Annotated in this window: 17 protein-coding genes and 1 riboswitch; of the genes, 15 read left to right on the top strand and 2 right to left on the bottom strand. The window is 67.9% G+C overall.

Features of this window, described 5'->3' with window-relative positions:
- Window positions 1-191: 191 nt before the first annotated feature.
- Window positions 192-406, top strand: a riboswitch (cobalamin riboswitch).
- 106 nt (window positions 407-512) lie between these two features.
- The 6 genes from cobW to cobJ are packed head-to-tail and all read left to right on the top strand — an operon-like array spanning window position 513 to window position 8,054.
- Window positions 513-1,550 carry a cobalamin biosynthesis protein CobW gene (cobW, locus tag H8S47_RS10330; RefSeq protein WP_187503784.1) on the top strand — a complete coding sequence of 346 codons (1,038 nt, stop codon included), beginning with the start codon at window positions 513-515 and terminating at the stop codon, window positions 1,548-1,550.
- Window positions 1,551-1,556: 6 nt separating this feature from the next.
- Complete coding sequence (cobN, locus tag H8S47_RS10325; RefSeq protein WP_187503783.1) at window positions 1,557-4,802, top strand: cobaltochelatase subunit CobN; 3,246 nt, start codon at window positions 1,557-1,559, stop codon at window positions 4,800-4,802.
- Entirely contained in the window at window positions 4,799-5,944 is a 1,146-nt protein-coding gene (gene cobG, locus H8S47_RS10320; RefSeq protein ID WP_187503782.1) for a precorrin-3B synthase, read from the top strand. Before cobN ends, cobG begins: the two co-directional genes overlap by 4 nt.
- On the top strand, window positions 5,945-6,574 hold the full coding sequence (locus tag H8S47_RS10315; protein WP_187503781.1) for a precorrin-8X methylmutase: 630 nt from the start codon (window positions 5,945-5,947) through the stop codon (window positions 6,572-6,574).
- A complete protein-coding gene (cobI, locus tag H8S47_RS10310; protein WP_187503780.1) occupies window positions 6,571-7,308 on the top strand; it encodes a precorrin-2 C(20)-methyltransferase in 738 nt (245 codons plus the stop codon). The genes H8S47_RS10315 and cobI overlap by 4 nt, the downstream gene beginning before the upstream one ends.
- A complete protein-coding gene (gene cobJ, locus H8S47_RS10305; RefSeq protein ID WP_187503779.1) occupies window positions 7,305-8,054 on the top strand; it encodes a precorrin-3B C(17)-methyltransferase in 750 nt (249 codons plus the stop codon). The genes cobI and cobJ overlap by 4 nt, the downstream gene beginning before the upstream one ends.
- Here the strand turns inward: cobJ and H8S47_RS10300 are convergent.
- The gene (locus tag H8S47_RS10300) at window positions 8,030-8,779 is read right to left on the bottom strand and encodes a cobalt-precorrin-6A reductase (protein WP_187503778.1); all 750 of its coding nucleotides are present in this window, start codon (window positions 8,777-8,779) and stop codon (window positions 8,030-8,032) included. The two genes, cobJ and H8S47_RS10300, sit on opposite strands and share 25 nt — an antisense overlap.
- On the opposite strand from H8S47_RS10300, the gene cbiE reads away from it, so the two are divergent.
- The 7 genes from cbiE (at window position 8,778) to H8S47_RS19040 (ending at window position 14,200) form a co-directional block, all read left to right on the top strand.
- On the top strand, window positions 8,778-9,977 hold the full coding sequence (gene cbiE / locus H8S47_RS10295; RefSeq protein ID WP_398456871.1) for a precorrin-6y C5,15-methyltransferase (decarboxylating) subunit CbiE: 1,200 nt from the start codon (window positions 8,778-8,780) through the stop codon (window positions 9,975-9,977). The genes H8S47_RS10300 and cbiE overlap by 2 nt on opposite strands.
- Complete coding sequence (locus H8S47_RS10290; protein WP_187503776.1) at window positions 9,974-10,351, top strand: cobalamin biosynthesis protein; 378 nt, start codon at window positions 9,974-9,976, stop codon at window positions 10,349-10,351. Before cbiE ends, H8S47_RS10290 begins: the two co-directional genes overlap by 4 nt.
- Window positions 10,348-11,133 carry a precorrin-4 C(11)-methyltransferase gene (cobM, locus tag H8S47_RS10285; RefSeq protein ID WP_187503775.1) on the top strand — a complete coding sequence of 262 codons (786 nt, stop codon included), beginning with the start codon at window positions 10,348-10,350 and terminating at the stop codon, window positions 11,131-11,133. Before H8S47_RS10290 ends, cobM begins: the two co-directional genes overlap by 4 nt.
- Window positions 11,130-12,437: a cobyrinate a,c-diamide synthase gene (locus tag H8S47_RS10280; protein ID WP_187503774.1), complete on the top strand. Its 1,308-nt coding sequence runs from the start codon at window positions 11,130-11,132 to the stop codon at window positions 12,435-12,437. Before cobM ends, H8S47_RS10280 begins: the two co-directional genes overlap by 4 nt.
- Entirely contained in the window at window positions 12,434-13,153 is a 720-nt protein-coding gene (gene cobA / locus H8S47_RS10275; protein ID WP_187503773.1) for a uroporphyrinogen-III C-methyltransferase, read from the top strand. The genes H8S47_RS10280 and cobA overlap by 4 nt, the downstream gene beginning before the upstream one ends.
- On the top strand, window positions 13,150-13,917 hold the full coding sequence (gene cobF / locus H8S47_RS10270; protein ID WP_187503772.1) for a precorrin-6A synthase (deacetylating): 768 nt from the start codon (window positions 13,150-13,152) through the stop codon (window positions 13,915-13,917). The genes cobA and cobF overlap by 4 nt, the downstream gene beginning before the upstream one ends.
- A gap of 160 nt (window positions 13,918-14,077) precedes the next feature.
- The gene (locus H8S47_RS19040) at window positions 14,078-14,200 is read left to right on the top strand and encodes a hypothetical protein (RefSeq protein ID WP_268933050.1); all 123 of its coding nucleotides are present in this window, start codon (window positions 14,078-14,080) and stop codon (window positions 14,198-14,200) included.
- Window positions 14,201-14,302: 102 nt separating this feature from the next.
- On the opposite strand, the gene H8S47_RS10265 is transcribed toward H8S47_RS19040, so the two are convergent.
- Window positions 14,303-14,572, bottom strand: a complete 270-nt coding sequence (locus H8S47_RS10265) for a DUF1488 family protein (RefSeq protein ID WP_128452689.1) — start codon at window positions 14,570-14,572, stop codon at window positions 14,303-14,305.
- A 144-nt stretch (window positions 14,573-14,716) separates the two neighbouring features.
- Between H8S47_RS10265 and H8S47_RS10260 the strand changes: the two genes are divergently transcribed.
- Together H8S47_RS10260 and H8S47_RS10255 are read left to right on the top strand one after the other, a co-directional pair.
- Window positions 14,717-16,852 carry a M3 family metallopeptidase gene (locus tag H8S47_RS10260; protein ID WP_187503771.1) on the top strand — a complete coding sequence of 712 codons (2,136 nt, stop codon included), beginning with the start codon at window positions 14,717-14,719 and terminating at the stop codon, window positions 16,850-16,852.
- 151 nt (window positions 16,853-17,003) lie between these two features.
- Entirely contained in the window at window positions 17,004-19,409 is a 2,406-nt protein-coding gene (locus tag H8S47_RS10255; protein ID WP_187503792.1) for a TonB-dependent receptor, read from the top strand.
- Window positions 19,410-19,442 lie beyond the last annotated feature (33 nt).

Raw genomic sequence — 19,442 nt, 5'->3', positions numbered from 1 at the left:
CCGCGGGTCGGGGGGGTCGGCCCCGCTTGCCGTGCGCGCTCCCCGCGGCGATCACCTGTGTTGCGTGTCCGCCCCCTCCGTCACCTTCGGTGCCACCTCCCCCTGGCGGGGGAGGATCGAAAACTAGCGATATGCGAATTGGCACGCCCCCGGAATTCCTCTAACCCAACCCCCGAGGCTCGGTTTCACCGAACCTCACAGATCGCGCCGGTGCCCGGAAGGGCTTGAATGGGAATGCGGTGCGGGAGGATGTCCTCCCAATGCCGCGGCTGTCCCTGCAACTGTAAGCGGTGAGCGAGACGCACACGCCCTTCGTTTCGGAGGGCAGCCACTGGGGAAACCTGGGAAGGCGTACGTCGAGCCTCGACCCGCGAGCCAGGAGACCTGCCAGCGCAATGGTCGCTCTTGCTACGATCCAGGGGATGATCGCGGCACGGTACTCCGTCTGAGCGACGAACGCGTGCGGCCGTCCGGTCGTGCGTGCGTATGCTTCAGACGTCGAGGAAATAATCATGTCCGATCTTTCAAAGGTTCCCGTCACCATCGTCACCGGCTTCCTGGGTGCCGGCAAGACGACGCTCATCAGCCACCTGATCCGCAACGCGAACGGCCGCCGCCTCGCGGTCGTCGTCAACGAATTCGGCACGCTCGGCATCGACGGCGATATCCTCAAGGGCTGCGCCATCCCCGATTGCCCGGCCGAAAACGTCGTCGAGCTGGCCAATGGCTGCATCTGCTGCACGGTGGCGGACGACTTCATCCCCACCGTCGAGACGCTGCTCGCGCTCGACCCACGGCCCGACCACATCCTGATCGAGACGTCCGGCCTCGCGCTGCCCAAGCCATTGCTCAAGGCGTTCGACTGGCCCGCGATCCGCTCGCGCATCACCGTCGACGGCGTCATCGCACTGGCCGATGCAGAGGCGGTCGCCGCCGGTCGCTTCGCCCCAGACGTCGCCGCGCTTGACGCCCAGCGCGCCGCCGACCCGAGCGTCGATCACGAAACGCCCTTGTCCGAAGTGTTCGAGGACCAGCTCGCCTGCGCCGATCTCGTGCTCCTGACCAAGGTCGACCTCGCCGGGCCCGAAGGCGTCGCCAAGGCGCGCGCGGTGATCGCCGCCGAGTCCGCACGGCCGCTCCCGGTCATCGACCTGACCGATGGCATCATCGATCCCCGCGTGATCCTCGGCCTCAACGCCGCTGCCGAGGACGACATCGCCAGCCGCCCCTCGCACCACGATGGCGAGGACGATCACGAGCATGACGATTTCGACAGCGTCGTCATCGAGCTGGGCGAGATCGCCGACCCCGCCGACCTCACCGCGAAGATCGAGGCACTCGCCCGCAGCGCCGACATCCTTCGCGTGAAGGGTTACGCGGCGGTCGCCGGCAAGCCGATGCGCCTGCTCGTCCAGGCCGTCGGCGCCCGCGTCCGCACGCAGTACGACCGTCCATGGCGCGCAGGCGAACCGCGCCGCACGCAACTCGTGGTCATCGCCGAGCACGACCGCATCGACGAGGCCCGCATCAAGGCCGCGCTGGACGCCTGACCCACAATGCACGTCGTCTTCCGCGAGACCCACGGGCTGGAAGAAAGCGCGGTCCCACAGGATCTCGCCCAATCCCCCGCGGATCTCGTCGTCCTCTCCTTCTCCGACGGTGACCTCGGCGCATTCGCCGCAGGCTGGAGACGTGCGGACGCCGCCGGAAGCCGATTGCCGTCGCTACGCCTCGCGAACCTGACCGCGCTCCAGCACCCGCTCTCGGTAGACACCTATGTCGAGCAAACGTTGGCCGGCGCGAAGGGCATCCTGATTCGGCTGATCGGGGGCCGCTCCTATTGGAGCTACGGCCTGCAACAGGTCGAAAACCTCGCACGCGAGAAGGGCATAGCGCTCGCCGTCCTTGCCGCAGACGGCCGGATCGACACGCGCCTCGACGCCGCTTCGACGATCCCGCTGTCGACGCTGCGCCGCCTGGCGCATCTCTGCGACACCGGCGGCGCGGTTGCGGCGCAGGCGGCACTCGCGCAGTTCGCGCTGGCCGCCGGTTGCTATGCCGGCCCGGTCACCGGAGTCCGGGCGATCGCCGATGTAGGCGGCTGGCAACCGCACGACGGCGTGACGTGCCCGGCCGCGTTCGCAATCAACGCGCACTGCCCTCGCGTGCTGCTCGTATTCTACCGCTCTTACCTGACCGCCGCAGATCTTCACCCGATCGAAGCGCTCCACGCTGAACTGACGGCGCGAGGCTTCGACGTCATCGGCCTCTTCGCGCCCTCGCTCAAGGCACCGGATGCGGCCGGCTGGATGGGCCACTGGGTCCGAGCTTTGAAGCCCGCCGCGATCGTCAACGCCACCGCCTTCTCCGCACGCGGCGCGAGTGACACGACCCCACTCGACGTCGCCGATGTCCCCGTCTTCCAGATCGCGCTGGCCACCTCCGACCGCGCCGCCTGGGCCGGCGCCACACGCGGCCTGTCGCCCGCCGACCTCGCCATGCACGTGGTCCTCCCCGAAGTGGACGGCCGCCTCTTCGCCGGCGTCGCCAGCTTCAAGGAAGCCGCCGCGAGGGACGGCGACCTCGAATACACCCGCCGCGAACACCGCGCCGACCCCGCGCGCATCACCGCGATCGCTGCGCGGATCGAAGCCTGGACGAACCTTGCCAGCAAACCCGTCGCCGACCACCGCATCGCGATCGTCCTCTCGACCTACCCCGGCAAGACGTACCAGATGGCGCACGCCGTCGGTCTCGACGCACTCGCCTCCACGCAGGCGATCCTCGCCGACCTCACCGAAGCCGGCTACGCGATCACGCCCGACGCAACCGATCTGGCTACCTCGCGCATTCACTGGCCGCTCGCCGAGTACCGCAAAGCCCTCGCGCACCTCCCTGAAGTCCTCCGCAAGGACCTTCAGGAAACCTGGGGCGATCCAACTGAAGACTTCGCTTTCACCGCGATCGACCGGGGCGGGGCGCTCGTCGCCCTCCAGCCCGAACGCGGTCGAACCGAGCACCGCGCGGAAGAGTATCACGACCTCTCGCGCTGCCCTTGCCACGCCTATGTCGCGTTCTACCTCTGGCTCCGCACGCGCGGCACCGACGCGCTGATCCATGTCGGCGCGCACGGCACGCTCGAATGGCTCCCCGGCAAGTCGGTCGCGCTGTCCGACGCCTGCTGGCCCGAAGCGCTCACCGGCGCGATGCCCGTCATCTACCCGTTCATCGTCAACGACCCCGGCGAAGCAGCCCAGGCCAAACGCCGCATCGGCGCGGTCACGCTCGGCCACGTCCCGCCGCCGCTGGAGCGCACGCGCACCGGCGCCGGCCTCGGCCGCCTCGAAGCGCTGCTCGACGAATTTTCCAACGCGGACGGCCTCGATCCGGCGCGCCGCGACCGACTGCAACGCGACATCCGCGACGAAGCCACCGCCACCGGCCTCGCCGCCACACTCGGCCTCGACGATGCGCTGTCACAGGCGGACGCCATCACCCGCATCGACACGTTCGTCTGCGATGTGAAGGAAAGCCAGTATGGCGACGGCCTCCACATCTACGGCCGCGGCGAGCACGGCGCCGCCGAACGCGCCGGGCTCCTGTCCGCACTCCAGGGCAAACGCATCGCACCCGGCCCGTCAGGCTCCCCGTGGCGAGGCCGCGCCGACGTCCTCCCGACCGGCCGCAACCTCTATACGACCGATCCGCGCGCAGTCCCGTCGCGCGCCGCCCACACCCAAGGCATCAAACTCGCTGACGAACTCGTCCGCCGTCACCTCCAGGACCACGGCGACTACCCCTGCAATATCATCGTCGACCTCTGGGCGTCTGCGACGATGCGAACCGCCGGCGAGGAGTTCGCTATGGCACTCCACCTGCTTGGTGCCGAACCGGTGTGGGATATGCAGTCCGACCGCGTGACAGGCGTCGAAATCCTTCCACTTGCCAAGTTCGACCGTCCGCGGATCGACGTGACCCTGCGCGTGTCGGGCCTGTTCCGCGACGCCTTCCCGACGCTCTGCACAATGTTTGGCCAGACCGTCCGCGCGCTCGCCGCACGCGACGAACCGCAGGACTGGAACCCGTTCGTCGGGAAACCCTCCACCGCCCGTGTCTACGGTCCCGAACCCGGCCGCTACGGCCTGAGCATGGGCGACGCCGCCGAAACCTACACGCCGGAAGCGCGCCTCGCCGCGGGCCAGGCGTGGCTGTCGGCGTCGAGCCACGCGCTCGACACAGATGGGGGAGGGCGCCAAGGCAACTTCGACCCCATCGGCATCCGCGACCGTGTCGCCGCCGCCGACGCCTTCGTCCACGTCCAGGATTTGCCCGAAACCGACCTCCTTTTCGCCGCAGACTATGCCGCGCACGAGGCAGGGTTCGCCGCCGCGCAATCGGTCGCCGGGGGTAACGCCACCATCTACCATCTCGACGCGAGAGACCCGACCCAGGCCAAGGCCCGCCCGCTCAAGGAGGAAATCGCCCGCGTGATTCACGCCCGCGCCGCAAACCCACACTGGGTCGACGGCATGATGCGCCACGGCTTCCGCGGCGGTGCGGAGATCGCCGCCACGCTCGATCATCTCGGCGCCTTTGCCCATCTCGCCAGCGCGGTCCGCCCCGAACTGATCGACCTCTATTACGACGCCACGCTAGGCCGCGACGACGTCCAAGCCTTCCTCGCCGAGGCGAATCCCGGCGCGCTCGCGGCGATGCAGGCGCGCTTCGCCGCGCTCCACGCCGCGGACCTGTGGCCGACCCGCCGCAACTCGATCCTCGCAGCGCTGGACCTGCCGGCATGACCGCGTTCGTCGTCAAGGGCTGGTGCCCCGACGCATGGCGCCCGATGATGGCCGGCGACGGCCTGCTCGTTCGCGTCCGCCCCCCGCTCGGTCGCCTGACCCGCGCGCAACTTCTGGGCCTTGCCGAAGCCACGACGCGGCACGGCAACGGCCAGATCGACGCCACCACCCGCGCCAACCTGCAGATTCGCGGCGTCCGCGAGGATAGCTGGCGCGCGCTGATCGACGCGCTTCTCGATCTCGGCCTGATCGACCGGGACCAGACCCGAGAGGCGCGCGCCAACATCCTCGTCGCACCTGACTGGCGCGCCGGCGACGACACCCACCGCATCGCCGAAGAGCTGCGCGCCCGCCTGTCGGAGCTGCCGGATCTTCCCGGCAAGGTCGGTTTCGCGATCGACGCTGGCGTCACGCCGACGCTGCAGGACGCTCCCGCCGACTTCCGCATCGAACGCGCCGCATCCGGTCAATTGATCCTGCGCCCAGACGGTCGCGAGCGCGGCACGCCGCTGTCGCCTGGCACCGAAATCGACCACCTGATCGCGCTAGCCCGCTGGTTCGTGGGCAGCGGCGGCGCCGCGAGCGGTCGCATGGCACGACACGACGCGCCCCTTCCGGACTGGGCTGCCGGCATCACGTCCCCGGCACCATCGGTGTACAGGCTCCAACCTGGCCTGCACCCTCTCGGCGTCGCGCTCGGTCTGCCATTCGGTCGGGTCTCGGCGACGGCACTGAGCCGCTTCCTCGAAACAGAAACCGCCGTCGAGGCGGTCCGCCTGACACCCTGGCACATCGCGATCTGCGAAACGGCTGCCAAGCTCCGGGTGCAGCCGGACCCAGCGGACTTCATCACCGATCCATCCTCGCCGCTTCTCCGCACGGATGCCTGCGTCGGCGCACCGGCCTGTCCGCAAGCTACCGTCGAAACTCGCAGCCTCGCACACCGCCTAGCCCCCCAAGTCACCGGCCGGCTCCACGTCTCCGGATGCGCCAAGGGATGCGCGCGCGCCGCCCCCGCCGACGTCACGCTGACGGGGCGCGACGGTCGCTACGACCTCGCCTTCGACGCGCGTGTCGGCGCGCCACCTTCCCGCGCAGGCCTCGACGCCGCGCAGATCCTCGCCCAGTTCGGAGCCGCCTGAATGCCGTACGCCTATGAAAACGACGGCGCGGCGATCTACCGCCAGTCCTTCGCGATGATCCGCGCCGAAGCCGACCTCGCCCGGTTCTCGCCCGACGAAGAGCCGGTCGCCGTCCGCATGATCCACGCGGCCGGGCTGGTAGGCCTCGCCCAGCACCTCCGCTTCTCGCCCAACTTCGCCGTCGAAGCCCGCCGCGCGCTGCAAGCCGGCGCGCCGATCCTCTGCGACGCCCGCATGGTCACCGAAGGCATCACGCGCGCCCGACTGCCCGCCGAAAACCGCATCGTCTGCACGCTCCACGCGCCCGAAACGCCAGAGCTCGCCCGGACGATGGGCAACACCCGATCCGCCGCCGCACTCGAACTCTGGCGCCCGCATCTCGCCGGCGCCGTCGTCGCGATCGGCAATGCGCCAACCGCGCTGTTCCACCTGCTCAACATGCTCGAAGACCCCGCTTGTCCGCGCCCGGCGGCGATCATCGGCTGCCCCGTAGGCTTCGTCGGCGCGGTCGAATCGAAGGCGGCGCTCTGGACCGACCAGCCCGTTCCCTGCGTCGTCGTCGAAGGCCGGATGGGCGGCAGCGCGATCACCGTCGCCGCGATCAACGCGCTGGCGAGCGGCACCGAATGACACCCTTGCGAACCGGCGGCACGATCCACGGCGTAGGCTTGGGCCCAGGCGCGCAGGACCTCATGAGCGTACGCTCGGATCGCCTCGTCCGCGGCGCGCGCCACGTCGCCTATTTCCGCAAGGCCGGACGCGCCGGTCAGGCACGGAAGATCGTCGACGGCATGCTCCGCGCCGACGTGATCGAATTTCCGATGGAATACCCCGTCACCACCGAAATCCCCGTCTCGGACCCGCGCTACAACGACTGCCTGTCGGCGTTCTACGAAACCTGCATCGATCACCTCGCGGCGCTAGCCAGCGCCGGCGAAGACGTCGTCGTGCTCTGCGAGGGCGACCCGTTCTTCTACGGCTCGTTCATGCACCTCTACACCCGCCTCCAGACGATCGCACCGGTCCGGGTCGTCCCCGGCATCACCGGCATGTCCGGCGCCTGGACCGCCAGCGGCGCGCCGATCACCTGGGGTGATGACGTGCTGACGGTGCTGATGGGCACGCTCCCCGAGGAGGATCTGGTCCGCCGCATCCGCGACACCGATGCGCTGGTGGTGATGAAGATCGGCCGTCACCTCGCCAAGCTCCGCCGCGCCGTCGCGGCCGCCGGACGCGAGAGCGAGGCATGGCTGGTCGAATACGCCGCGATGGCCGATCAGCGTGTCACGCGGCTCTGCGACGCGGACGCCATCACGCCCTATTTCTCGATCCTGCTGATCCACGGGCAGGGGCGGCGGCCATGACCGGCTGGCTCGCGATCGCAGGGCTCGGCCCGGGCGATCCAAACCTCGTTACCCCCGAAGTCACCGCCGCGCTCGCCGAAGCGACCGACGTCATCGGCTACATCCCCTATGTCGCACGCGTCGCCCCCCGCGACGGCCTCACGCTCCACCCGACCGACAACCGCGTCGAACTCGACCGCGCCACGCACGCTCTCAAGCTCGCGGCCCAAGGCCAGCGGGTGGTCGTCGTGTCCTCGGGCGACCCCGGCGTGTTCGCCATGGCCGCCGCGGTATTCGAAGCGCTCGAAGCCGGCCCGCAGGCATGGCGCGATCTCGACATCCGCGTACTCCCCGGCATCACGGCGATGCTCGCCGCAAGCGCCCGCGCCGGCGCGCCGCTCGGCCATGATTTCTGCGCGATCAACCTGTCCGACAATCTCAAGCCATGGCCGCTGATCGAACGTCGCGTGCGTCTCGCCGCCGAAGCCGACTTCGCGATCGCCTTCTACAACCCCCGATCGAAGGCGCGCCCCGACGCTCTGATCCGCGTCTTCGAGATCCTCCGCGAAACCTGCCGCGACGACCGCCCCGTCCTGTTCGCCCGCGCCGTCTCCACGCCCGAGGAAACCCTCCGCATCTTGCCCCTCACCGAAGCCCGAGCCGAGATGGCCGACATGCGGACGATGATCATCATCGGCTCCAGCCTGACCCGGATCATCGACCGCCCGGCCGGCCCGATCCTCTACACGCCCCGGTCGGCACCATGATCGATCCAGTGCAGCACGTCCTCCGCCGCATGCACCTCCAACCGAGCGGGCAGGGCCGGCCGATCGATAATGATCACGCGGAGTCCGAGCGCACGCGCCGCGCCCAGCTTCGCCTGCGCGCCCATGCCGCCGGCGTTCTTGCAGACCACCAGCTCGATTCCGTGCGCCGCCATCACCCGCCGGTCGCCGTCGACATCGAACGGCCCGCGATCGACCACCAGATGATGCCGCGGCAACCCGGGCGTCTGCTCTGGCGCGTCGACGAACCGCAACAGATAATCGTGCTGAGGCTGCACCGCGAACGCATCGACATGCATCCGCCCCAGCGCGAGCATCACGCGTCGCGCGGGGCCAGCCAACGCCGCGACCGCACCCTCGATATCGCTCACGCGGGTCCAGCGATCACCCGGACCGGGCACCCAGGCGGGGCGCGTCAAGGCGATGTGCGCCACCTCCGCACACTCGGCAGCCATAACGGCATTCGCGCTCATTCGCGCCGCGAACGGATGGGTCGCATCGACCAGATGCGTCACGCCGTGCGCTCGCAGATACGCGACCAGCCCCTCGACACCGCCAAAGCCGCCCACCCGCACCGGGATCGGCTGCACCTTGGGGTTTGCCACGCGCCCGGCGTAGCTCAACACGGCCGCATCGCCTCGCTCGGCCAGCATCGCAGCCAGCGCGCTGGCCTCGGTCGTGCCGCCCAGCACCAGGATGTTCGACATGGCTGACACTCCCTGGCTGACGATCATCGGGTTGGGCGAAGACGGCGCGGCCGGCCTGTCCGTGGCGGCAAAGGCAGCACTCGCCGAGGCCGACCTGGTGACCGGCGCAGCCCGTCACCTCGCCCTCCTTCCGGACCTTAAGAGCGAGGTCATGCCCTGGCCAGTCCCGTTCGACGCGGGCATTCCCCGCCTGCTGGAACACCGCGGCCGGCAAGTGGCGATGCTCGTGTCCGGCGATCCGTTCTGGTTCGGCGCAGGCACGTCCGTCACGCGCCACTTGGCACCGACCGAGTGGGTCGCTTACCCCGCGCCCTCCACGTTCAGCCTTGCCGCCGCGCGTCTCGGCTGGCCGCTCGAGGATACCGCCTGCCTCGGTCTCCACGCCGCGCCCCTGTCACGCCTTCGCAGGCACCTTGCACCAGACCGCCGCGCTCTCGTCCTGCTCCGCGACGGCGAGGCCGTGGCGAAACTCGCTTGCTATCTGGACGATCTCGGCTTCGGCGCATCGCATCTTCACATCCTTGAGGCCCTTGGCGGCCCCCGCGACCGCATCCGCGAAGCGACCGCCGCCACGCTGGCGTTTGACGACATCGCGCATCCCGTCGCGATCGGCATCGCGTTTGCCGGCGACGGCACGGTGCTACCGCGCACCGCCGGCCTGCCCGACGCCTGGTTTGAGCATGATGGCCAGATCACCAAGCGCCCGGTCCGCGCACTGACGCTGTCCGCGCTCGCGCCGAAACCCGGTGAGACACTGTGGGATATCGGTGCAGGCTCGGGCTCGATCGGGATCGAATGGCTGCTTTCCCATCCCTCCACCAACGCCATCGCATTCGAAGCCGACCCCGTCCGCGCCGACCGCATCCGCAACAACGCTGCGGCCCTCGGCATCGACCGGCTGCAAGTCGTCGAAGGCCGCGCACCCGGTGCCCTCGCAGACCAGGCCATACCCGACGCCGTCTTCATCGGCGGGGGGCTTTCGGACGCGATGCTGGACGCACTCTGGAAAGCACTTCCAGCCGGCACCCGCCTCGTCGCCAACGCCGTAACGCTGGAATCCGAAGCGCTCCTGGCCGGCTGGCACGCAGCGAAGGGCGGCACGCTCATGCGGATAGAACTGTCCGACGCCGCTCCGCTCGGCACACGCCGCGGCTGGCGAGCAAGCTATCCCGTCGTCCAGTGGAGTGTCGTGTCGTGATCGTCGCCGGCTTCGGATTTCGCACCGGCGCGAACGTCGCTTCGCTGTGTACCGCGCTCGCCGCGGCGCAGCACGGGTGCGCGCCTGTGAGGGCTCTGGCGGCACCCCACGACAAGCTGGCGCTCGTATCGGAACTGGCGGCAGCGCTGGGTCTACCCGTGATCGCCGTACCGCCCGAGGCGTTGCACCTCCCGAAAACGCAAACGCAGTCGATCGCCAGCCTCGAAGCCCGCCAGACCGGCAGCGTCGCCGAAGCCTCGGCCCTCGCGGCGGCCGGGCCCGGCGCGCAACTTCTCGCCACCCGCCACATCTCGCCCGACCGGATGGCCACCTGCGCCATCGCTCGATCGGGTGTCGAAGGACCCGCTGCATGACCGTCCACTTCATCGGCGCAGGCCCCGGCGCGCCGGACCTGCTGACCTTGCGCGGTCGCGATCGGATCGCCGGATCGCCCGTCTGTCTTTACGCCGGCTCGCTGATCCCGACGGCGATGCTCGATCACTGTCCCCCCGGCGCGCGCATCGTCAACACCGCGCCGCTGTCGCTCGATCAGATCATCGGGGAGATCCAGACCGCACACGACGCCGGGCAGGACGTCGCGCGGCTCCATTCCGGCGACCTGTCGATCTGGTCGGCGATGGGCGAGCAACTGCGCCGCCTCCGCGACCTCGATATCCCGTTCACGATCACCCCCGGCGTCCCCGCCTTCGCCGCCGCCGCCGCCGCGCTGGAGGTCGAACTGACGCTCCCCGAACTCGTGCAGTCGGTGGTGCTGACCCGCACGCCCGGTCGTGCCAGCACGATGCCCGCCGCCGAGACCCTGACCGCGTTCGCGGCAACCGGCGCGACGCTCGCGATCCATCTCTCGGTCCACAACCTGGCGCAGGTCGTCGCTGACCTTACGCCGTCCTACGGCCCGGAATGCCCGGTGGCGATCGTCTGGCGCGCAAGCTGGCCCGACCAGCAGATCGAGCGCGCCACGCTCGCGACGATCGCGCAGGCTATCGAAGGCAAACCCGATCGCACCGCGCTGATCCTGGTCGGCAAAGCCCTCGCCGCGGAGAATTTCGTCGAAAGCAGCCTATACGCAACGGGCTATGACCGCCGCTTCCGTCCCCAGTCCGCAGACTCGAAGTTCGCCGGAGACCTCGCATGACCCCCGGCCTGCTCATCGCCGCGCCCGCCTCGGGCACGGGCAAGACCACCGTCATGCTCGGCCTCCTTCGCGCGCTCCGCGACGACGGCCTCGCGGTCCAGCCGTTCAAGAGCGGCCCCGACTATATCGACCCCGCCTTCCACCGCGCCGCCAGCGGCCGCGCGTCGTTCAATCTCGACAGCTGGTCGATGCCCGCCACGATGCTCGACACGCTCGCCGCCAATGCCGACGACGCGGACTTCGCGCTTGCGGAAGGTTCGATGGGGCTCTTCGACGGGGTCGCGAAGCCGGGCGCAACCGGCAACGGCGCCAGTGCCGACATCGCCCGCAGGATGGGCTGGCCGGTCGTGCTCGTGATCGACGTCTCGGGCCAGGCACAGTCCGCCGCCGCCACCGCGCTGGGCTTCAGCCGCTACGATCCCAGCGTGCCGATCGCTGGCGTCATTCTCAACCGCGTCGCCAGCCCCCGCCACGAACGTCTGGCGCGCAGCGGCATGGACGCGGTCGGAATCCGCGTGTTCGGATCGCTGCCAAGGCGCGGCGACCTGAAGCTGCCGGAGCGCCACCTCGGGTTGGTACAGGCCGCCGAGCACTCCGACCTCGACGCGCGCATCGACGACTATGCGACGTTCCTCCGCGCGCATGTCGACATTCCCGCACTCCGCGACGCGGCTTCAGCCGGCGCCCGGGCGGCAGGCGCGCAAAGCTGGATCCGACCACCCGCCCAGCGCATCGCGCTCGCCCAGGACGCGGCCTTCTCGTTCACTTACGCGCACGTGCTCGAAGGCTGGCGGCGGGCTGGCGCCGAAATCATGCCGTTCTCGCCCCTCGCCGACGAAGCCCCGGCCGCGCACGCCGATCTGGTCTGGCTACCCGGCGGTTATCCCGAACTCCACGCGGGCAAGCTTGCGGAAGCGCGCAACTTCCACGCAGCCCTCGGCGAACACGCACGCACGCGCCCCGTCCACGGCGAGTGCGGCGGCTACATGGCACTCGGCGAAGGGCTGATCGACGCCGACGGCACGCGTCACCGGATGGCGGGACTGCTCGGCCTCGTCACCAGCTATGCCCAGCGGAAAATGCACCTCGGCTACCGCAATGCGACGCTCCATGCGCCGATGGGCGGCTTCGCGGCGGGCGCCGCGCTCACCGGCCACGAGTTCCATTACTCGACGATCATCGACCAGCCGGATGCGCCGCTTGCGCACGTCACCGATGCCGAGGGCAATCCGGTTCCCGAAACCGGCTCGCATCGCGGGCACGTCACCGGTAGCTTCTTCCACATGATCGCGCGCCCATCATGACCGGTTTTGTCTCGTTCGTCGGCTCGGGCCCCGGCGATCCCGAACTGCTGACGCTGAAAGCCGTCGCGCGGTTGCAATCCGCAGATGCCGTGCTGTTCGACGACCTGTCCTCGGCAGTCCTCGGTCACGCCCGCCCGGGCGCCGACCTCGTCGCGGTCGGCAAGCGCGCCGGTCGCCCGTCGCCGACCCAGGCACACGTCTCGCAACTGCTGGTCGAGTACGCCCGGACCGGTATCCGCGTGGTCCGCCTCAAGTCCGGCGACGCAGGCATGTTCGGCCGCCTCGAGGAAGAGATCGTTGCGCTGAGGACCGCCGGTATCCCGTTCGAGATCATCCCCGGCATCAGCGCCGCCAGCGCCGCCGCCGCCGCCGCGCAGATCCCGCTCACCCGCCGGCTCAGCGCCCGCCGCGTCCAGTTCGTCACCGGCCACGACGTCACCGGCGACCTCCCCGAACAGCGCAACATGGCCGCACTGGCCGATGCCGAGGCGACGACGGTGGTCTTCATGCCCAAGCGCACCTTCCCGGCGCTGGCCGCCTCGCTGATCGAGCACGGCCTGTCCCCGGACACGTCCGCGCTGATCGCCGAGAATATCGGCCATCCCGACCAGTCCCTGACCCGCTCGACGATCGCGACGCTGGCCGAGCAGTTGCAGGCAGGCTTTTCCAGCAAGCCCGCGCTGATCCTCTACGGACCGCTCATGGACGCCGAATGATCGACCTCCATCTGATCGGCATCGGCACCGGCAACCCCGATCACCTCACCCGCGCCACGATCAAGGCGATGAACGCCGCGGACCTGATCCTCCTCCCCCGCAAGGGCGACGCCAAGTCCGACCTGATCGACCTGCGCCGCACGATTTGCGCCGACGTCCTGACCTGCTCGACCCGCCTGGTCGAGTTCGATCTCCCCATACGCGACGCCCGCGCACCGTATCTCGAAGCCGTCGAGGATTGGCACGACGCGATCGCTACAGCCTGGGCCACCCAGATCGCCACGCATCTGCCCGACGGCGGGCGCCTGGCGCTACTCGTCTGGGGCGATCCGTCGCTGTACGACAGCACGCTGCGGATCGCGGACCGGCTGCGCGCCGACGGGATCGCGCTGCGGGTTCATGTCGAGCCCGGCATCACCAGCCTGCAAGTGCTGACCGCCGCGCATGCGATACCCCTGAATACGCTGGGCGCGCCGGTCCTGATCACCACCGGGCGCCGCCTGAGGGAAGGGGGGTGGCCAGCCGGCACCGATACCGTCGCAGTGATGCTGGATGGCGGCGGCGCGTTCGAAGCCCTGGTTCCGCAAGGGATCGACATCTGGTGGGGCGCCTATCTCGGCATGCCGCATCAAGCGCTGCTGGCCGGTCCGCTCGACCGCCTCGGGCCGCAGATCATACGGACACGCGCTGCGCTGCGCGAGCGGCATGGCTGGATCATGGACATCTACGTCCTGCGCCGAAGCCCGGCGACAAGAGAGACCTGAGCGCGACGCAACCACGCGGGGGCAACACGGAAACTCAGGTCAACCTGAACCTTGGATTGCTATCCCGTTCAGCCGATATCCGCCTTGGCGGGCGTAAGCGCCCAGCCATCGAAACCCAGTTATCGAAACCCAGATAACGAAACAACGTCGGAGTCCGACCATGGTGAAATTCGTCATTATCGCCATCGTGGCGATATGGGGGGCGTCAATGCTGTTCGGCATGACCTTACTCGTAGGTAGCCGCTACTCGACCCGTATCAGACGGTTCGTGACCGGCGACTGAACTCTGCAGGTCGGTCCACCTGCCGTTCCAACGACCAGTGCGCAGGGGGAGCGACGGATGGCAAAGGCCCTTCCGTCGCTCTCCCGGCCCTGCGTATTCAGACTATTCCAGGTCGTCTTCGTCGACGACGATCGTCGTCGCGTTCGGCTTGCGCTCGATCGCCGCGAGGCAGGCGTCGACGATATCGTCGTTGAAGCGATTGAACAGCTCGATGCCGTCGTCCTCGGGCTCGTCGCCGCTGAGTTCCTTCAGAACCGCGTACTTGACTGCGAACTCATACTCGTCGCCGTCGAACTCGCCGGAAAATTCGATCTGCTTCTGGATGTCGTTGTCGACGACGCTCGCCTGATCGATTTCAAGGGTATTTGCCATGTTCGAACTCCTGGGGTTTGACCGCCTACTGCCTGCGCACGCGCGGCAGCGCAAGCGCTCAACCCGGCGGTTTGCACATGGATTGTAACGAGCGACCGGTGAGGGCATTTATAGGGACATTACTCCTGTCATTGTGAGTCTCCCATGCCGCGTTCCAGCCTGCTTCGTTCCGCCGCGTTGCTCTTCGTCCTTGCAACCTCCAATACCGCGCAGGCGGCGCCGAATGCCGCCCGCGTCAACCCGCTGACCGTCCCCAGTACGCTGCCGTTCCAGGCGCCGCGCTTCGACCAGATCAAGGATACCGATTACCAGCCCGCGCTCGAGCAGGGGATGGCGGAACAGATCGCCGAGATGAAGGCGATCGCGAACAATCCCGCGGCGCCTACCTTCGCCAACACGATCGAGGCGATGGAGCGCTCAGGCCGGACGCTCGACCGCGCGAGCCAGGCGTTCTTCGGCGTGTCGCAGGCGAACACCAACGACGCGCTCGACGCGGTACGGTCCGCCGAGGCGCCCAAGCTCGCGCAGCACAGCGACGCGATCTATCTCGACCCGAAGCTCTTCGCGCGCGTCCAGGCGCTGTACGCGAAGAAGGACTCGCTCGGTCTCGATGCCGAGCAGAAGCAGGTCCTCGAGATTTACCACAGCGACTTCCTCCACGCCGGCGCGCAATTGAACGACGCAGACAAGGCCAAGCTGCGGCTGCTCAACACGCAGATCTCGACCGCGACCACCGACTTCCAGCAGAAGCTGCTCGCCGGGACCAAGGCCGGCGCGCTGGTGGTCGACGACAAGGCCAAGCTCGCCGGCCTCAGCGACGCCGAGATCGCCGCGGCGGCGCAAGGTGCGAAGGAGCGGGGGCTGCCCGGCAAATACGTCCTGTCGCTCCAGAACACGACGCAGCAGCCGGCGCTGGCGTCGCTGACCGATCGCGCAACCCGCGCGGCGCTGTTCGAGAAGAGCTGGAACCGGTCGCAGCGCGGCGACGCCAACGATACGCGCGCCCTGATCCAGAAGATCGCGCAGTTGCGCGCGCAGAAGGCGCAGTTGCTGGGCTATCCGAACTACGCGGCCTATTCGCTGTACGATCAGATGGCGAAGACCCCGGCAGCGGCAAAGGGCTTCATGACGCAGCTCGTTCCCGCGACGGCGGCCGAACAGCGCCGCGAGGCCGCCGAGCTGCAGAAGACGATAAACGCGACCGGCACATCCTTCCCGCTCGCCCCGTCCGACTGGGATTTCTATTCGGACAAGGTGCGGAAAGCCAAGTACGACCTCGACCAGAACGAGCTGAAGCCGTATTTCGAGATTTCCCGCGTGCTGACCGACGGCGTGTTCTTCGCCGCCAACCAGCTCTACGGCGTCACCTTCAAGGAACGCCGCGACATCCCGACCTACCAGCCGGACATCCGCGTTTTCACGGTGTTCGACAAGGACGGCTCCGAACTAGGCCTGATGTATTTCGATTACTGGAAGCGCGACAACAAGGCGGGTGGCGCATGGATGTCGAACTTCGTCGGCCAGTCGAAGATGCTGAAGACCAAGCCGGTCGTCTATAACGTCGCCAACTTCACCAAGCCTGCGCCCGGCCAGCCCGCGCTGATCACGTTCGACGACGTGACGACGATGTTCCACGAATTCGGCCATGCGCTGCATGGGCTGTTCGCGAACCAGACCTATCCTTTGGTCTCGGGCACCAACACCGCGCGCGACTGGGTCGAATTCCCGTCGCAGTTTAACGAGCATTGGGCGCTCGATCCGAAGGTTTTCGCGAACTATGTCAAGGATTACCGCACCGGTGCGGTGATGCCGCAGGCGCTCGTCACCAAGATCAAGAACGCGGCGAAGTTCAACCAGGGCTATGAACTGGGCGAACTGGTCGCGGCGGCGACGCTCGATCAGGACTGGCATTCGCTGCCGGCCTCGGCGGGGCCGCAGGACGTCGACGCGTTCGAGACCAAGGCGCTCAACTCGATGGGGCTCGACACGAAGGACGTGCCGCCACGCTATCGCACCAGCTATTTCGCGCACATCTGGGCGGGTGGCTATGCGGCGGGGTATTACGCGTATTTGTGGACGCAGATGCTCGATAACGATGCCTATGCGTGGTTTATGGCGCATGGCGGCCTGACGCGCGCGAACGGCCAGCGCTTCCGCGACATGATCCTGTCGAAGGGCCATACCGAAGACTATGCGCCGATGTTCAAGGCGTTCTACGGCAAGGACCCCGACATCGGTCCGATGCTCGAAGATCGCGGCCTGACGGCGACCGCGAAGTAGCGCTGGCGGCGGTGCGGCGGCCCTTTCGGTCGCTGCACCGCACCATATTAATTCTGTAGCGCAACGGTCATCCGACTGTCTCGCAGGCGCAATAGGCGCAGCCCCGGGAGTGACGATCGAACGATCTCGCTAGGGGTTTTCAAGAATGACGATGTTTTCTCGTACCGCCGCACGGCTGTTGTGCGGCGCGGTCGGTCTGGTCGCGGTCGGCGCACCTGTCGCTGCGACGGCGCAGTCGCTGCTAGCTAAGGATGCCGAGCCGGGCTCGTCTGCGCCGGTATCCGAACCCGATCCGGCACCGGCACCCGCCGGTCAGGACGATGCGATCGTCGTTACAGGCACCGCCACGCGCTCGGTCGCGCAGATCAGCGGCGTCGACATGCAGAAAATCCTGCCCGGCGTCAGTCCGCTGAAGGCGCTCCAGACGCTGCCGGGCGTTACCTTCCTGACCGCCGATCCCTGGGGCAATAACGAACAGAACATCTCGCTGTTCGTCCATGGCTTCAACGCGCAACAGCTCGGCTACACGCTCGACGGTCTGCCGCTCGGCGACCAGAATTACGGCAACTACAACGGCCTGTCGCCGCAACGGGCGATCATCTCGGAAAACGTCTCGCGGGTCACGCTGGCCAGCGGCGCCGGCGATTTAGGCACCGCGTCGACCAGCAACCTCGGTGGCACGATCGACACCTTCTCGAGTGACCCGCGCAAGGATCTCGGCGTCCAGGTCGACCAGACGCTCGGCAGCAACTCGACCTCGCGCCTGTTCGCGCGGATCGACAGCGGCACATTCGGCAACGGCAACAGCTTCTACATCTCGGGCTCGCGGCAGAAGGCGAAGGCGTGGGATTTCAACGGCATCCAGGGCGGCTATCAGGCCAATGCCAAGTTCGTCCACGATGACTCGAACGGCAAGCTGACGCTCTACGCGGCCTATTCGGACAAGACCGAGCCGAACGAGGATTCGACCGTCATCACCACCGCGACGCAAGCGACCGCGCCGTACGTCCGCCCGTTCGTCTACCCCAATTTCAACGAAATGCTGACCTATCTGAACTCCGGCGCGTACAAGGCGGACGGGTCGAACTACCGCAACTACTACGGCGTCGCGGCGCGCACCGATTATCTCGGCTACGTCAAATACGACTGGAACGTCAGCGACACGGTCACCTTCTCGAACCAGGCCTATTACCACCATAACGACGGCGTCGGCGTCATCGGCGGCCCGATCGACGTCGCCGGCCTGCCCAAGCTGTTCTCGTTCTATTATCCCGGTCAGAACCTGACGCAGGTGTTCGGCGGCTCAGGCCTCGCCACGCGCACCACCGAATACCGGATCGATCGCGGCGGCTTGGTCTCGAGCGTCGGCATCGATCTCGGCGCGCATCACATCGAATTCGGAGCCTGGTACGAGCATCAGAGCTCGTCCGCCTATCGCCGCTGGTATCCGTTCCCGGTCAACGATCCGAGCACGCCGTACCAGCGCCCGCGCGACGAGCTGACGCCGCTGATCACACAGTATCACAGCGAAGTGCGCGTCGACGAATATCAGGCGCATATCCAGGACAGCTGGAAGCTGCTGCCGACGCTGACGATCCAGGGCGGCGTCAAGAGCACGTTCCAGAACGCGTCGCAGCGCGTGCCCGTGCAGCCGATCCCGGGCTCGTTCACCGGCTCGGTCGCGCTGCCGGTCGGCAAGATCGACACGCACAAATACTTCCTGCCCCAGCTCGGTGCGCTGTGGGATGCCACCGACACCGAGCAGCTGTTCGTCAACGTCCAGAAGAACATCCGCCAGTTCCAGACCAGTGCCGCTGCCGGCCTCTCGCCGTTCGCCCTCGGCAGCCAGGCGGCGTTCGACCTGTTCAAGCAGGACGTCGAGCCCGAGACGAGCTGGACTTACGAAGCCGGGCTGCGCTCTCACCACGTGGTGAACCTCGGCCCGATCACCGGGTTCGAGGGACAGATCAGCGTCTATCATGTCGATTTCAGCAACCGCCTGCTCGGCATCAGCCCGACGCCGGTGGTCACCGCGGTCGTCAGCGGCGCGGCGATCCTCCAGAATGTCGGCGCGGTGAAGACCGACGGGTTCGACGTCGCCGGCACGGTCCGGTTCGGCTCGCACTTCTCGTTCTACGACGCGCTGTCGTACAACAACTCGCGCTACGAACAGGACTATGTCAGCGGCACGACGACGGTCGGCACTGCCGGCAAGAAGGTGCCGGGCAGCCCCGACTGGCTCAACAAGTTCACCGCCTCGGCCAATTACGGGATCTTCGACGCGCAGCTCGTGGGCGATTACATCGGCAAGCGGTACGCGACCTACACCAACGACTTGTCGGTGCCGTCCTACTTCACGCTCTCGGGCCGCATCGCTGCGCGGATACCGTTGTCCGAAGGGCAGATCGTCCGTACCGCCACGGTCAGCCTGAACGTCACCAACATCACCAACAAGCGGGCCGCCTCGACGCTCAGCATCGGCGCGGCGAGCGGCACCTTCAACCAGTTCCCGCTTGCACCTCGCCAGGTGTTCGGGACGATCAGCGTAGGGTTCTGAGGAGGGCAGGGGGCCGCGGGTTGACCGTGGTCC

The sequence above is a fragment of the Sphingomonas albertensis genome, assembly GCF_014358075.1.
GTDB classification, from domain to species: domain Bacteria; phylum Pseudomonadota; class Alphaproteobacteria; order Sphingomonadales; family Sphingomonadaceae; genus Sphingomonas; species Sphingomonas albertensis.
Note: the sequence above shows the minus strand (reverse complement) of the source record. Positions and strands in the feature narration are given on the sequence as shown.

Bases quoted from the DNA above. Each gene is read 5' to 3' on its own strand.
- H8S47_RS10315 (WP_187503781.1), top strand. From the start codon at position 5,945: ATGCCGTACGCCTATGAAAACGACGGCGCGGCGATCTACCGCCAGTCC.
- cobN (WP_187503783.1), top strand. From the start codon at position 1,557: ATGCACGTCGTCTTCCGCGAGACCCACGGGCTGGAAGAAAGCGCGGTC.
- H8S47_RS10260 (WP_187503771.1), top strand. From the start codon at position 14,717: ATGCCGCGTTCCAGCCTGCTTCGTTCCGCCGCGTTGCTCTTCGTCCTT.
- cobJ (WP_187503779.1), top strand. From the start codon at position 7,305: ATGACCGGCTGGCTCGCGATCGCAGGGCTCGGCCCGGGCGATCCAAAC.
- cobI (WP_187503780.1), top strand. From the start codon at position 6,571: ATGACACCCTTGCGAACCGGCGGCACGATCCACGGCGTAGGCTTGGGC.
- H8S47_RS10300 (WP_187503778.1), bottom strand. From the start codon at position 8,779: ATGTCGAACATCCTGGTGCTGGGCGGCACGACCGAGGCCAGCGCGCTG.
- H8S47_RS10280 (WP_187503774.1), top strand. From the start codon at position 11,130: ATGACCCCCGGCCTGCTCATCGCCGCGCCCGCCTCGGGCACGGGCAAG.
- cobA (WP_187503773.1), top strand. From the start codon at position 12,434: ATGACCGGTTTTGTCTCGTTCGTCGGCTCGGGCCCCGGCGATCCCGAA.
- cobF (WP_187503772.1), top strand. From the start codon at position 13,150: ATGATCGACCTCCATCTGATCGGCATCGGCACCGGCAACCCCGATCAC.
- H8S47_RS10265 (WP_128452689.1), bottom strand. From the start codon at position 14,572: ATGGCAAATACCCTTGAAATCGATCAGGCGAGCGTCGTCGACAACGAC.
- H8S47_RS10255 (WP_187503792.1), top strand. From the start codon at position 17,004: ATGTTTTCTCGTACCGCCGCACGGCTGTTGTGCGGCGCGGTCGGTCTG.
- cobM (WP_187503775.1), top strand. From the start codon at position 10,348: ATGACCGTCCACTTCATCGGCGCAGGCCCCGGCGCGCCGGACCTGCTG.
- cobG (WP_187503782.1), top strand. From the start codon at position 4,799: ATGACCGCGTTCGTCGTCAAGGGCTGGTGCCCCGACGCATGGCGCCCG.
- cbiE (WP_398456871.1), top strand. From the start codon at position 8,778: ATGGCTGACACTCCCTGGCTGACGATCATCGGGTTGGGCGAAGACGGC.
- cobW (WP_187503784.1), top strand. From the start codon at position 513: ATGTCCGATCTTTCAAAGGTTCCCGTCACCATCGTCACCGGCTTCCTG.
- H8S47_RS19040 (WP_268933050.1), top strand. From the start codon at position 14,078: ATGGTGAAATTCGTCATTATCGCCATCGTGGCGATATGGGGGGCGTCA.